This window comes from Nocardia sp. NPDC050413 (assembly GCF_040655475.1).
Lineage (GTDB): Bacteria > Actinomycetota > Actinomycetes > Mycobacteriales > Mycobacteriaceae > Nocardia > Nocardia coubleae.
Genome location: NZ_JBFAJZ010000005.1, coordinates 291552 through 304323, shown reverse-complemented (window position 1 = coordinate 304323; position 12772 = coordinate 291552). Strand labels below are relative to the sequence as shown.

Here is a 12772-nt window from a genome sequence, read left to right as displayed (position 1 = left end):
CCGATTCACGACCACCCGGCCGGATTCGACGCCGTCTCCCTGGAGATCCCCGAATTCCGGTCGGGGAAGGTCCCGAACCGGTCGCTGTGCAGATGGGCGAAGAAATAGCCCATCTGCCCACATTCGCCGTGGGATCGCACGGCCCCCGGATCGGCCACAGCCGCGCGGTAGTACTCGCGACCCAGCGCGACGATGAAGCCGCGGCGATAAAGGAACCCGTCGTCGGAGCCGCCGACCACCGCGTGGATATCGGCACGGTCGATGTCGTAGAGCGCGCGCTCGACCACGCGGTCCAGCGCGGTGAGCTCGTCGCTGGTGAGACCAGCACTGAGCACCCGCAATTCGGCGAGGAACTCGTCGAGTCGCTCTTCGGTTCGTGGCTCGCCGCAGGCGCCCCAGGCCGATTCGATCATGGCCCAGAACCGGTCGACTTCGGCGTCGGTAGGAAGTGTCCTCACCCGCGCGACGGTAGCCGTAGCCACCGACACATCGTGCCTACCCGGCCCCGAGCAGCCGGTGAGCGAGGACCGACAGACCTGCGGTGATCTGCTCCGGGGACAGGCCGCGTTCGCGCTGCTGAAGGTAGACCTCGGCCGCCACAGGGGCCAGGACGGTATCGATCAGCGAATCAGGGTGGGGGATACCGGCTTCGACGAGCAGGGCCCGGACATGCAGTGACCAGAACCCGTAGGCGCCGGTGGCGAAGCGGGCTCCGCCGGTCTCGGCGCCGAGCACCAGATGGGCATGGGCGCTGAGCAATTCGATCATCGCCGCGTAGAAGGCGGCGAGCCGATCGGCGGGGGGAGCGCCGGGGCCGAGTGGGGGTTCGCCGCGGAGGAGCTGTTCCTGGATGGCGCGTTCGTGTTCGTCGAGCAGGGCGACCGCGATGGCGTTGCGGTCGGGGTAGCGGCGGTAGAGGGTGCCCCGGCCGACGCCCGCGGCCTTGGCGATGTCGTCCATGGTGACGGTGCGCGGGTCGCGGGTGGCGAAGAGGTCGGCCGCCGCGGCGAGCACTTTGGCGCGGTTGCGTGCGGCGTCGGTGCGTTCGGGTGGTGGTGCCGTGCCGGTGAGCAGGTCGGATCGAGGCTCCATGGGGTCGACTCTAACCGAGAAACGTAAATGTGGACAGGCTGTCCACTTATGTTCTAACGTTGGAGACAAGCGGACATCACGTCCGGTTATCGAAAGGTTCGACCATGACCCACCTGTTGCACCTCGACGCCAGCGCCAGGACCAATTCCCTCAGCCGCAGGCTCGGCGCGGAATTCGTGCGGGCCTGGCGTGCGGCAGCCCCCGAGGGCGACTACACCTACCGAGACCTCGCCACCGACCCCGCACCGTTCATCGACGAGGGCTGGACCGAGCTGTGCGACGCCGTCCTCGCGGCGGGCAGCACCGACCTCGATCGCCTGCCTGATCTCGCCGTCACCCCCGCCGCGTGGCGCACCGTCGAACCCCTGCTCGCGCAATTGCTGGCCGCCGACGTGATCCTCATCGGCACCCCGATGTACAACTACTCGGTCCCCGCCACGCTCAAGGCCTGGCTGGATCAGGTGACCTTCCCGCGTATGTCGCTGGGGCACAGGCGCTTCGTCGTCGTCTCCGCACGCGGCGGCGCCTACTCGCCCGGCGCGCCGAAGGCGGCGTTCGACTATCAGGAGCGCTACCTGCGCGACTTCTTCGCGGGTCATTACGCCGTCACCGACACCGTTTTCGTCAATGCCGAACTGGCCAATGCTGTCTCGGACCCCAACCTCGCCCACCTGCGTCCCGAGCACGAGGCCTCACTCGACGCGGCCATCGCCGAAGTGCGCCTGCTCGCAAAGGATTACACGCGATGAACTGGATCCTGCTCGGCGTGGCCGGCCTGGTCGAAATCGCCTGGTCGCAGACCATCAAACCCACCGAGAACTTCACCAAACTCGGCCCGACCCTGCTGTGCATCGCGCTCGGCTCGCTGGCGGTCTACCTGCTCTCGCGCGCCATGCAGACCCTTCCGGTCGGCACGGCGTACGCGGTGTTCACCGGGATCGGCGCACTCGGGGCGATCGGTCTCGGCGTGCTCGTGCACAAGGACCCGCTCAGCGCGGGCCGGGTCTTCGCCCTGACGCTGATTCTCGGTGGCATCGTGCTCGCGCGCGTCACCAACCCCGAGTGACGCTGTGGCACACCCGATGCGGGCTCGGTGGGCACTTGACCGGTAGGGTCGGCTGATGGACCAGCCAGTTCGCCCCCCGGACCTGTCCACTCGGCCCCACGAGCTCACCGTCGAGCGAGTCATGAAGGCCCAGCCGAGCCTGCTGTACGCGGCTTGGACCCAAGGCCTCGACCTGTGGCTGGCCGTCCCCGGATCGGTGCTGATGCGACCCGCCGTGAACGAGCCCCTCTATTTCGACACCGGCTCGGCCGAGAAACGCAACCCGCACTACGGCCGCATCCTCACGCTCGAAACGAACCGCCGGATCGAGTTCACCTGGGTCACCGCCGCGACCGAAGGGGTGGAGACCGTGGTCGCCGCCGAATTCCTGAAACAACCACGCGGCATCAGGTTGCGGCTGCGGCACTCCGGTTTCCCCACCGCCGCCATCCGTGACCTGCATCAGCAGGTGTGGCCGGAGAAGCTGGAACGCCTCGACGAAGTGACGAGTATCCCGGTCTGAGCTCACGTAGGTTCGGTATCGCACACACATTTCTCGACTGAGGCGAAAGGAACGTGATGGCGATTCGTAGCGCACGCACACTCTGGGCAGGCGGGCTGCAGGACGGCTCCGGACAGGTCGAGCTGGTCAGCTCCGGTCTCGGCAAGTTCGACGTGTCCTGGCCCCGGCGCACGTCCGACACCGCCGACGGCACCAGCCCCGAAGAGCTGATCGCGGCCGCGCATTCGTCGTGCTACTCGATGGCGCTTTCCGCCGAGCTCGCCAACGTGGGCGGCACCACGGAGAGCCTCGACGTCACCGCCGATGTGACCCTCGGCCCCGACCCGGCGGGCGGTTTCCGGATCAGCAAGATCAAGCTGACCGTGCGCGCCGTCGCCTCGGGGATCGACGCCGAGGGCTTCTACACCGCGGCGACCGCGGCCAAGAACGGCTGCCCGGTGAGCAAGGCGCTGGCCGGTGTCGCCGAGGTGGAACTGGACGCCGCACTCATCTGAACACTCACCGCTGGGTGAACCAGCGGTGCGCCGCCGGGGTGTACATCGCCGGAATCGCGAGCACCACCGCGAGGATGTGCACCGCCCGGCAGGCGACGAGGACAGCCGAATCGGGCGCGAGCCCACCGAACAGGGCGCCGAAGTCGTCGGTGGACAGCAGCACCGCAAGCGGTTCGATGATGAGCGAGACCAACCCGATCATCCCGATACCGACGGTGAGCAGGGCCCGCGACACCCGGCTGCCGTTGGCCATGTGCATCGCGACCCCGAGCACCACCAGGTAGATGGCCAGTCGGGGGAGCAGACCCGTTGCGGTGGCGCCGAATTCGGTCCCGCCGCGCACGGCACGCAGCAGTCCCTCGGCGACCCCGGCGGCCAGTGCGGTGACCAGCCCGGCGAAGGCCACGCGCACCGCGCCCGGACGGGCGACGGAAACAGAGAAGGCAGTGTCGGTCATGGTGCCGACACTGCCCTCTCGCGGTACTCACGAGAATCACCCCGAGGTAGCGACCTCGCGTGCTACCGGAGTGCTACGCGCGCTGGACCATTCGGTGAGCGCGGCGAACGCCAGTCCCAAAGCCGCCCACAGGGTGGCGGTTTCGGCCAGCGACGCCACCTGGAACTGCCACAGCAGCGTCGCCGGGAAATCGTCGGACACCTCGTTCACGCCCGGCAGCAGCACGTAACCGACCGTGGTGACCAGCACGAACGCGGCTACCGCGGCGATGAGCCGGAACGAGTCGAGCTGCCCGGCCAGCGCGCGATAGGCCGCGACGGCCGCCGCGACCGCGAGCAGGCCGAGCACGACGACGGCCACCCACAGCCAGGTGCGCTGATCGATGGTTTCCGGGTCGCCGACCGCCGGTGGATTGGCCGGGTACTTGAAGAACGGCACCGCGACGATCGCCACCCACGCCAAACATGCTGCGGTCAGCGACAATCGGGGCCCGCTCAACGTGGTGAAACGGCGAGCCACGTTCACCACCGCGGCGAAGATCGCCCCGAAGGCCATCCCGGCCAGGGCGAGCGCGAGGAACTGACCCGCCTGCTGCCCCGACCGGCTGACCAGCGGTTCTTCGTCGTGCGCCTGGTCCTCGACCGCCCCGTGCGAATGCCCACCGGACCCGGCTTCCTCGATGGCGATCGCCGCCTCGATATGGGGTTCGCCGATGAAATAGCCCACTGTCGCGGCCAGCAGACCGGCGATCAGACCGGCCAGCAGACCACGTAACAGCAGGGTTTTGAAGGATCCGGTCAGTGGCACGGGACACCGAGCAGGTGACGTCCGTCGTGCATCAGCTCGTGCAGGAACATCCCGCTACGCGAGACGGCCCCCTGATCGAAACCGACCAGGTACAGCGTGAGCAGTGCAAGAAGAACGACACCGGCCGTGACCAGCACGGTTGCCAGGGTGTCGAGGCCGGTAGACCGGCTGGGTGAATGTGCGATAGCCATTCGGGTCCTCCTCCGGGATGCGCGTCCCGCGATCGAAGCGATAGGCGAGGGTGCCGATGTCTGGCTGTCCGCACCGGAACCCGGCACGGAATACAGTGGCGCGACCGCTCCGGAATCTCACCGGATTACCGCGCACCCTCGCGTAATTTCCCTCGAACTGTGACAGCCGCTGCCAGCGCGCGTCAATACATCCAGGGGAAACGCCCGGATCAAGCCTTCGCGGGCACGTCCAGCACGACCTCGAACTCGAGCAGCGACGCACCGGTCGACACCGGCTTGGGCCGCTCGCCGTCGGCACCGTGACCGGCGTGCGCCGCGCGGGCCGGGCCGTCGCGCCACGCGGCGAACGACTCCTCCGAATCCCACTGCGTCACCACGAAGTACCGGTTGTCACCGGCCACCGGGCGCAGCAACTGGAAGCCGAGGAACCCGGGGGAGTTCTCCACCGCGTGGGCACGCGCGGCGAACCGCTTCTCCAGCTCCGGGCCCGCGCCTTCGGGAATCTCGATCGCATTGATCTTCACAACAGCCATGAGCTCAGTCTATGGCGGCCGGTGCCGCGGGCCGGGCACTCCTTCGTCGCACCCTCCGGTCAGTCCAGCTCGAGGTGGGCGGAAACCGATGCGCGAGCTGGCACAATCAGCTGGGTGTTGTACGACGAAGGCGGGGTCGGGGTGCCGATTCTGCTGTTGCACGGGCTGATGGGAAGTGCGCGTACCTGGTCGGATCAGGTGCCGTGGTTGCGCGAGTTCGGGCATGTATACACTTTCGATGCCGCAGGTCACGGCCGTTTTCCGCCCGCCGAGCTCACCACCGAGGCGTTCGTCGCGGACCTCGCCGCGCACACGGCGGCGATCACCGAACCGATGATCGTGATCGGGCACTCGATGGGTGCGCTGCACGGGTGGGTGTTCGCGGCGACCCACCCCGACCGGGTCCGCGCGATCGTCGTCGAGGACATCGCCCCGGACTTCACCGGCCGCACCGCCGCGCACTGGGCCGAACTCATCCACTCCTGGCCGCAACCCTTCCCCGACGAGCAGGCCGTGCTCGACTATTTCGGGCCGGTGGCCGGGCGGTACTTCCTACGGGCGTTCACCGAATCGGGCGGCTACCGGCTCCACGGCGAGGTCGACACCTTCCGCGCGATCTCCGAGGAATGGGGAACGCGCGACTTCTGGGACGAATGGAAATCGCTGCGCGTGCCCGCCTTGCTCATCGAGGGCGAGCACACCATCACCCCGGCAGGGCAGATGCGGACGATGGCCGAGGTGCATCCGGACGCGGAGTACGTGCGAGTCCCCGGGGCCGGGCACCTGATTCACGATGAGCGGCCCGAGGAATACCGCGCGCACGTCGAACGGTTTCTGGTGCGGGTCTGAGTGCTTGGGTCGTGGCCGCCCGAACGGTTTCCGCCGCGGGTCCGGAGATCAGGCTCCCTCGCCGGCCAGGGCGAACAGGCCGTCCTCGGTCTGCTCGACGAGTCCGTCGACCAGCAGGGAATCCAGGGCGCGGGCGCGCTGACCCGGGTCACGCGTCCAGGCCATGTCCAGCCGCACCCGCTCGACCGGCCCCGACGCATCACGCAACACGTCGAGCAGCCTGCCCCGCGCCTGTCGATCGGTGCCCTCGTACTTCTGCACCTTGCGCACCACCTCGGCGGCCGGCCTGCCCGCGTCGACCCAGGCGCAGCGCGGCAGCGGGCAGTTGCCGCAGTCGGGATTGCGGGCCGTGCAGACCAGCGCACCCAGTTCCATCAGCGCCGCGGAGAACTTCGCGGCCCGCGGCACCGAGGTGGGCAGCAGCGCCTCGGTTTCGGCGAGATCGCGCGAGGACGGGTTACCGGGTTCACGGCCGTGCACCGCTCGCGCCACCACGCGGCGAACGTTGGTGTCCACCACCGGAACTCGCTGCCCGTACGCGAAACACGCCACCGCGCGCGCGGTGTAGGCGCCGATACCGGGCAGGCTCAGCAGGACGTCGACATCGGCCGGAACCACGTCGCCGTGCTCGGCGGCCAGCACCCGCGCGCACTCGTGCAACCGCAGTGCCCGGCGCGGATAACCGAGCTTGCCCCACGCCCGCAGTACCTCCGCCTGTGACGACGCCGCCATCGCCGAGGGCACCGGCCAGCGCGCCACCCACTCCCGCCAGATCGGCTCCACCCGGACCACGGGTGTCTGCTGCAGCATGATCTCGCTCATCAGGATGTGCCAGGCGGTCGCCTCCGGCCGCCGCCACGGCAGGTCACGCGCCCGCTCGGTGAACCAATCCAGCAGGACCTCGGCGTCGATACTCACTGTTTCCGTTCCATCTCTGCCAGGCCGACTTTGCCGAGGCGTAACAGCGCAGACTCGCTGGTAACCGATAGCGTGTGCACAATGGTCGGTATGCCTGGTTCTAATCCGATAAGTGCCTGGAAGTCGCTGCGCGAGGGTAACGAGCGCTTCGTCAACGACACTCTGCTGCATCCTAGCCAGGGCGCAGCAGACCGGGCCAAGCTCGTGAACGGACAGCGACCGCACGCCATCCTCTTCGGCTGCGGCGATTCACGCGTAGCCGCCGAACTGATCTTCGACCAGGGCCTCGGCGACATGTTCGTGGTGCGTACCGCGGGCCACGTCGTCGACTCCTCGGTGCTCGGCTCGATCGAATACGGCGTCGAGGTGCTCAATGTGCCGCTGATCGTGGTCCTCGGCCACGACAGCTGCGGCGCGGTGAAGGCCACGATCGACGCGCTCGACGGCGGCGCCGTCCCCGGCGGCTTCATCCGCAGCGTGGTCGAGAAGGTGACCCCCTCGATCCTGCTCGGCCGCCGCGAAGGGCTCACGACGGTCGACGACCTCGAGGCCCGGCACGTGGTGGAGACCAGCAAGCTGCTCATGGAACGCTCGATGATCATCTCCCAGCGCGTCGCCACAGGTCAGTGCGCCATCGCGAGCGTCACCTACCAGCTGTCGGATGGTCGCGCGCACCTGCGCCGGGTGGTCGGCAATATCGGCGAGACGGTCTGAATCAGGCGGTACGCGCCCGACACGCCGAGGTCATCGAGCGCGCCCTCGCGCGCTGCGCTTACCTTTGAAGCGTGCTGGAACCGAATGGACCGCTGCCACCGGAGATCTACTGGCGTCGTCGCGCGCTCGCCATCGGCGTCGTCATCGTCGCGCTCGCGATCGTGGTCTGGCTGGTCACGATGGTGGCGCGCGGTGGTGATTCGTCCGGTTCGGGCGCGGCCGCGGCCTCGACGACGGTCACGAGCACGTCCCAGAGCAGCAGTGCGACCAGTAGCGCGGCGGCAAGCAGCTCGGTGACCAGCACGTCGGCGGCGTCGTCGACCACATCCGCCGCACCCGAGCCCGCAGCCCAGCCGTGTAGTGATCAGTCGCTGGCGCTGAAAGTGACGGTCAACCAGCCGACGTACCGGGTGGGTGACCAGCCGGGCTTCGGCACGGTCATCACCAACATCTCCACGGCCGCGTGCTCGCGCGATCTCGGCGCGGGCCCGCAGTTCCTCGTCTACACCCTCGACGGGCAGCGCAGGCTGTGGGCGAGCAACGACTGCACCCCGGACGGGCCGCCGGAGGTGAAGACACTGAAGGCGGGTGAACAGCTGTCGTACAAGGGCACCTGGTTCGGCACCACGTCTCAGCCGCAATGCGCGGGGGAGCGTTTGCCTGTCCCGGCGGGCGCGTACATGGTTGTCGCACAACTCGGTTCCATCCGCAGCGCGGCCGAACCGTTCAACCTGGCCGACTGAATACCGTCCGACCGGGCATTATGCGGATGCGCTGTAAATCACATGTCCAAGACGGCTGATTTGCAGAATTCGCAGGACGGGCGGCCGTGTCAACGGCTGTTACCGCCGAAATGCCGAATTCGACCGGAAAGCGCGGTTTGCCGGAGTTATTCCACGGCCACCGGCTCGCGGGGTGCCCGGGATTTGCGGAGTTCGGCCAAACGCAGCGCCGAACGCAGGTCGCCGACCTCGTGGATGCGCATCGAACCGACCTTGGTCTTCTCCGAACCCGGCGGCACCAGGGCGGTGGTGAAGCCCAATCGCTCGGCCTCGGCCAGGCGCCGACCGAGCCCGGTGATCTTGCGGACCTCGCCCGCCAGGCCGACCTCACCGAGGATCACCCAGCCCGCGGGGAGGGCGATATCGGCCTCGGCGCTGGCGATGGCCAGGGCGATGGCGAGGTCGGCGGTCGGCTCGACCAGGCGCATGCCGCCGACCGTCGCCGCGTACACGTCGTGCTTGCCGAGGAACACCCGTCCACGGCTCTGCAGCACCGCGAGCACCATGGCCACCCGGTTGTAGTCCAGGCCGCTCACCGCGCGACGCGGCTGCGGGATCTCGGTCTTCACCGTGAGCCCCTGCACCTCCGCGACCAGCGGACGTTTGCCATCCATCGCGACCGTCACCGCTGTGCCGGGCACGGCATCGGTGCGGTGGTGCAGGAACAAGCCCGACGGATCGTCGACGCAGGCGATGCCGTCCTCGTGCAGTTCGAAACAGCCCACTTCGTCGGCGCTGCCGAAGCGGTTCTTGATGCCGCGCACCATGCGCAGCGAGGAGTTCTTGTCACCCTCGAACTGCAGCACCACGTCCACCAGGTGCTCGAGCGTGCGCGGACCGGCCACATTGCCGTCCTTGGTGACGTGCCCGACCAGCAGCACCGCGATCCCGCTCGCCTTGGCCAGCGAGGTGAGCGCCGCCGTCACCGCGCGTACCTGGGTGACACCGCCGATCACGCCGTCGACCTCGGGGGCGAGCATCGTCTGCACCGAGTCGACGACCAGCAGTGTCGGACGCACCTGCTCCACGTGCCCGAGCACGATCGACAGATCCGATTCGGCCGCGAGATACACCCGGTCGTGCACGGCGCCGGTCCGGTCGGCACGCAGGCGCACCTGACCCGCCGACTCCTCCGCCGTCACGTACAGCGCGGTCTCGTTGCGCTGGGCGGCCCACCGGAACGCGACCTCGAGCAGCAGGGTCGACTTGCCGACGCCCGGTTCACCCGACAGCAGCACCACCGATCCCGGCACCACCCCACCGCCGAGCACCCGGTCGAGTTCGCTCACCCCCGTCGACCTGGCCTGGGTGACCTTCGCGTCGATCTGCGACAGCGGCGCCGCCGCCGTGCTCGGCAGCATGGCCCTGCGCCCGGGCGCCGCCGCGGAGGCCGAGACCGCCACCTCGTTCACGGTGCCCCACGCACCGCAATCAGGACATTTGCCAACCCATTTCGACACCTCGTGCGAACACGAGGTGCAACGGAAAACAGCTTTGGTCTTGGCCACACGCGCACCCTACGGACCGGGTCCGACAACAAGAAAAGCCGCCGCGAAAGTTCGCGACGGCTTTTCTCGGCAGCTGGTCTCAGTGACCGCCGCCCGCGCCTTCGGGCGCCGGGCCGGACTTCTCGTTCTCGACACGCTCGGACGTGGCGGCGTCGACCGGAACGGCCACCTGCACGGTGCCCGCATCCTTGAAGTTGAAGGTGACCGTGTAGGTCAGGCCAGGGGTGATGTTCTCCGTCAGGCCGGTGATCTCGATGCTTGCCTGCTCGGCGGCGGCATCGCTGGCGCTCGAGTTACCGCCACCCGGCGCCGTGGTCGGCGCCGCGGTGGTGGTGGGCGCGGCCGTGGTGGTGCCGTGGTGATCGCCGGTCTCGGCCGCGGCGGTGACGCTCGGCGGGCCGACCAGCACGGTCTCCTGCGGCTGCAGCTCGAACTTGCCGCCGGCCGGGCCGGTGATCTTGATCGGGCCGAGGTCGGTGCTCACGCTGGTGAGCTCGTCGGTGACGGTCTCGCTGCCGTTGATGATCGACAGGGCGAGGACGGCCTTGCCGCCCTTCTGGTGCTCCGACGCCGCCTCGGGGTACACGATGTGCACGTTGCGCAGGGAGATGTCGCCGACATCGGCGTGGTTGCCGTTGATCGCGGCGGCCTGCGACGAGGTCTGGGTGTGCTGGCCGGCACTGCAGCCGGTCAGGGCGATGCCCGCGGCAGCGGCGAGCGCGGCAACCGTCACCATGCGACGTCGCGCCGACGGGGCGGTCACAGCTTTCAGGGCAGTCACGGTTTGTCCTCCATGTCGACCGGGCTCACTCCGTTCCACACGGGGACCGGAGGGTAGTAACTAGGCAGCGTAGTAGTTCGCTTCGCGCGCGTGGCGTCGGGGCTCGCGACGCGCGGGTTCGGAAGTAACAGTTCGGTGTCCCGGACGTGGTTGCCACGTCGATGCCGGACGGCCGAAGTGCGAATACCGGTCGTTGTGCTGGTGGTTAACCTGTTCTGGCGCAACACAATGCACAACAATTCTTGATTGTCAACCCCTGGGATGTCCTCGTTGTGGCCCTGACCTGCACAGTTGATCGCGCCGTTACCGAGTCGCATGTTAAACTGTGAACATCGAAAGGGGCACGGGACACATGATTTTTAAGGTCGGAGACACCGTCGTTTACCCCCACCACGGAGCGGCGCTGATCGAAGCAATCGAGACCCGCACCATCAAGGGTGTGCAGAAAGAGTATCTGGTCCTGAAGGTCGCGCAAGGCGACCTGACCGTTCGCGTTCCCGCAGAAAACGCCGAATACGTCGGCGTGCGCGACGTCGTCGGCCAGGAAGGTCTCGACCGCGTCTTCCAGGTGCTACGCGCGCCACACACGGAGGAGCCGACCAACTGGTCCCGCCGTTACAAGGCCAACCTCGAGAAGCTCGCCTCCGGCGATGTGAACAAGGTGGCCGAGGTCGTCCGCGACCTGTGGCGTCGTGAGCAGGATCGCGGCCTGTCCGCCGGTGAGAAGCGGATGCTGGCCAAGGCTCGTCAGATCCTCGTCGGTGAGCTCGCGCTCGCCGAGGGCACCGACGACGGCAAGGCCGAATCGCTGCTCGACGAGGTCCTCGCCGCGGCCTCGTAGTGTGCGACCTGTCGTAGCACTGGTTCCTGCCGCCGGTCGTGGCGTGCGCCTGGGTGAACCCACCCCGAAGGCGTTCGTCCCGGTCGGCGGTACACCTATGGTCCGGCTGGCCGTCGATGGGCTGATCGCGTCCGGTGCTGTGCACCGGGTGGTCGTGGTCGTGCCCGCCGAACTGGTCGACGCCGCGTCCGCCTTGCTGTCCACCACTTCGCTGACCGGCGGTTCGATGCCCCCTGTGCCGGTGCAGGTCGTCGTCGGCGGCGCCGAGCGCACGGATTCGGTGCGCGCGGGCATCGCGGCCGCACCCGACGCCGGGTACTACCTAGTGCACGACGCCGCCCGCGCGCTCACCCCGCCCGAGCTCATCGCGCGCGTCGCCACCCAACTACAGGCAGGCAGCCCGGCCGTCGTGCCCGCCCTGCCCGTCGTAGACACCGTGAAATCGGTCGACGACGCGGGCATTGTCACCGGCACTCCCGACCGCGCCCGCCTGCGCGCCATCCAGACTCCCCAGGGCTTCGACGCCGAGTTGTTGCGCCGCGCCTACGCCACCGACGTCGGCGCGACCGACGACGCGGGCCTGGTCGAACGCCTCGGCGTCGCCGTGCACACCGTCGTAGGCGACCCACTGGCCTTCAAGATCACCACGCCACTCGACCTGACCCTCGCCGAAGCCGTCCTCGCGGTCGGCGGCTCCGCGCAGCTCGGTGACGCTGCCGTCCGGACCGAGGTCGCGGGATGAGAGTCGGCATCGGGAGCGACGTACACCCCATCGAACCCGGTCGTCCTTGCTGGATGGCCGGTCTGCTGTTTCCCGACGCCGACGGCTGCGCAGGCCACTCCGACGGTGATGTCGCTGTGCACGCCCTGTGCGACGCACTGCTCTCCGCCGCCGGCCTGGGCGATGTGGGCGCCGTCTTCGGCGTCGGCCGCCCCGAATGGGCCGGAGTCACCGGCGCCGCCATGCTCACCGAAGTCCGCAGACTCCTCACCGACGACGGTTACTCCGTCGTCAATGCCGCCGTGCAGGTCATCGGCAATCGCCCGAAGATCGGCCCGCGCCGCGCCGAAGCGCAAAAAGTACTCGGCGAATTACTCGACGCACCGGTTTCGGTATCCGGAACCACCACCGACGGGCTCGGATTGACCGGGCGCGGTGAGGGTGTCGCCGCCATCGCGACCTGTCTGCTGGAGTGTTCGCAGCCCTGACGGGCCACCCCACCCGACCGCCCCACCG

General features: G+C 68.5%; 19 protein-coding genes and 1 riboswitch. Of the genes, 10 read left to right on the top strand and 9 right to left on the bottom strand.

All coding sequences use genetic code 11. The annotated features are described in order from the left end of the window. Nucleotides 1–5: 5 nt before the first annotated feature. Nucleotides 6–458, bottom strand: a complete 453-nt coding sequence (locus tag AB0I19_RS16000) for a DUF4240 domain-containing protein (protein ID WP_357149213.1) — start codon at nucleotides 456–458, stop codon at nucleotides 6–8. 37 nt (nucleotides 459–495) lie between these two features. Continuing rightward, nucleotides 496–1092, bottom strand: coding sequence for a helix-turn-helix domain-containing protein (locus tag AB0I19_RS15995; protein WP_357149210.1), 597 nt, complete (start codon nucleotides 1090–1092; stop codon nucleotides 496–498). Nucleotides 1093–1196: 104 nt separating this feature from the next. Between AB0I19_RS15995 and AB0I19_RS15990 the strand changes: the two genes are divergently transcribed. From AB0I19_RS15990 to AB0I19_RS15975, 4 genes are read left to right on the top strand one after another with little or no spacing between them, the layout of a single operon-like run. Further along, entirely contained in the window at nucleotides 1197–1841 is a 645-nt protein-coding gene (locus AB0I19_RS15990; RefSeq protein WP_357149207.1) for an NAD(P)H-dependent oxidoreductase, read from the top strand. Further along, a complete protein-coding gene (locus AB0I19_RS15985; protein ID WP_357149204.1) occupies nucleotides 1838–2158 on the top strand; it encodes a multidrug efflux SMR transporter in 321 nt (106 codons plus the stop codon). Before AB0I19_RS15990 ends, AB0I19_RS15985 begins: the two co-directional genes overlap by 4 nt. Nucleotides 2159–2213: 55 nt before the next feature. Continuing rightward, nucleotides 2214–2660, top strand: a complete 447-nt coding sequence (locus tag AB0I19_RS15980) for an SRPBCC domain-containing protein (protein ID WP_357149201.1) — start codon at nucleotides 2214–2216, stop codon at nucleotides 2658–2660. A 56-nt stretch (nucleotides 2661–2716) separates the two neighbouring features. Next, a complete protein-coding gene (locus tag AB0I19_RS15975) occupies nucleotides 2717–3154 on the top strand; it encodes an OsmC family peroxiredoxin (protein WP_357149198.1) in 438 nt (145 codons plus the stop codon). Between the two features lie 4 nt (nucleotides 3155–3158). Here AB0I19_RS15975 and AB0I19_RS15970 read toward each other — a convergent pair whose 3' ends face one another. The 4 genes from AB0I19_RS15970 to AB0I19_RS15955 all read right to left on the bottom strand — a co-directional run bounded on the left by AB0I19_RS15970 (nucleotide 3159) and on the right by AB0I19_RS15955 (nucleotide 5142). Further along, a complete protein-coding gene (locus AB0I19_RS15970) occupies nucleotides 3159–3611 on the bottom strand; it encodes a hypothetical protein (RefSeq protein ID WP_357149195.1) in 453 nt (150 codons plus the stop codon). A 36-nt stretch (nucleotides 3612–3647) separates the two neighbouring features. Beyond that, nucleotides 3648–4418, bottom strand: coding sequence for a CbtA family protein (locus AB0I19_RS15965; RefSeq protein ID WP_357149192.1), 771 nt, complete (start codon nucleotides 4416–4418; stop codon nucleotides 3648–3650). Next, nucleotides 4409–4609, bottom strand: a complete 201-nt coding sequence (locus AB0I19_RS15960) for a CbtB-domain containing protein (protein WP_067977397.1) — start codon at nucleotides 4607–4609, stop codon at nucleotides 4409–4411. The genes AB0I19_RS15965 and AB0I19_RS15960 overlap by 10 nt, the downstream gene beginning before the upstream one ends. 33 nt (nucleotides 4610–4642) lie before the next feature. After that, a riboswitch (cobalamin riboswitch) is annotated at nucleotides 4643–4792 on the bottom strand. Nucleotides 4793–4818: 26 nt separating this feature from the next. Next, nucleotides 4819–5142, bottom strand: coding sequence for an antibiotic biosynthesis monooxygenase (locus tag AB0I19_RS15955; RefSeq protein WP_357149189.1), 324 nt, complete (start codon nucleotides 5140–5142; stop codon nucleotides 4819–4821). A 114-nt stretch (nucleotides 5143–5256) separates the two neighbouring features. Between AB0I19_RS15955 and AB0I19_RS15950 the strand changes: the two genes are divergently transcribed. Then, nucleotides 5257–5991 (top strand): alpha/beta hydrolase, encoded by a 735-nt coding sequence (locus AB0I19_RS15950; protein ID WP_357149186.1) that lies wholly within the window; start codon nucleotides 5257–5259, stop codon nucleotides 5989–5991. 48 nt (nucleotides 5992–6039) lie between these two features. Here AB0I19_RS15950 and AB0I19_RS15945 read toward each other — a convergent pair whose 3' ends face one another. Further along, a complete protein-coding gene (locus AB0I19_RS15945) occupies nucleotides 6040–6909 on the bottom strand; it encodes an A/G-specific adenine glycosylase (RefSeq protein ID WP_067640602.1) in 870 nt (289 codons plus the stop codon). Between the two features lie 90 nt (nucleotides 6910–6999). Here AB0I19_RS15945 and AB0I19_RS15940 point away from each other — a divergent pair, with 90 nt between their 5' ends. Both AB0I19_RS15940 and AB0I19_RS15935 read left to right on the top strand, forming a co-directional pair. Continuing rightward, the gene (locus AB0I19_RS15940; protein WP_181700825.1) at nucleotides 7000–7623 is read left to right on the top strand and encodes a carbonic anhydrase; all 624 of its coding nucleotides are present in this window, start codon (nucleotides 7000–7002) and stop codon (nucleotides 7621–7623) included. A 71-nt stretch (nucleotides 7624–7694) separates the two neighbouring features. Next, complete coding sequence (locus AB0I19_RS15935; RefSeq protein ID WP_357149183.1) at nucleotides 7695–8366, top strand: hypothetical protein; 672 nt, start codon at nucleotides 7695–7697, stop codon at nucleotides 8364–8366. A 146-nt stretch (nucleotides 8367–8512) separates the two neighbouring features. Here AB0I19_RS15935 and radA read toward each other — a convergent pair whose 3' ends face one another. Beyond that, the gene (radA, locus tag AB0I19_RS15930) at nucleotides 8513–9913 is read right to left on the bottom strand and encodes a DNA repair protein RadA (RefSeq protein WP_357149180.1); all 1401 of its coding nucleotides are present in this window, start codon (nucleotides 9911–9913) and stop codon (nucleotides 8513–8515) included. A gap of 79 nt (nucleotides 9914–9992) precedes the next feature. Beyond that, a complete protein-coding gene (locus AB0I19_RS15925) occupies nucleotides 9993–10694 on the bottom strand; it encodes a hypothetical protein (protein ID WP_245655392.1) in 702 nt (233 codons plus the stop codon). 352 nt (nucleotides 10695–11046) lie between these two features. On the opposite strand from AB0I19_RS15925, the gene carD reads away from it, so the two are divergent. From carD to ispF, 3 genes are read left to right on the top strand one after another with little or no spacing between them, the layout of a single operon-like run. Beyond that, complete coding sequence (gene carD, locus AB0I19_RS15920) at nucleotides 11047–11535, top strand: RNA polymerase-binding transcription factor CarD (RefSeq protein WP_019044685.1); 489 nt, start codon at nucleotides 11047–11049, stop codon at nucleotides 11533–11535. A 1-nt stretch (nucleotide 11536) separates the two neighbouring features. Further along, on the top strand, nucleotides 11537–12277 hold the full coding sequence (gene ispD, locus AB0I19_RS15915; RefSeq protein WP_357149176.1) for a 2-C-methyl-D-erythritol 4-phosphate cytidylyltransferase: 741 nt from the start codon (nucleotides 11537–11539) through the stop codon (nucleotides 12275–12277). Further along, on the top strand, nucleotides 12274–12744 hold the full coding sequence (gene ispF, locus AB0I19_RS15910; RefSeq protein WP_181700831.1) for a 2-C-methyl-D-erythritol 2,4-cyclodiphosphate synthase: 471 nt from the start codon (nucleotides 12274–12276) through the stop codon (nucleotides 12742–12744). Before ispD ends, ispF begins: the two co-directional genes overlap by 4 nt. The last annotated feature ends 28 nt before the right edge of the window (nucleotides 12745–12772 follow it).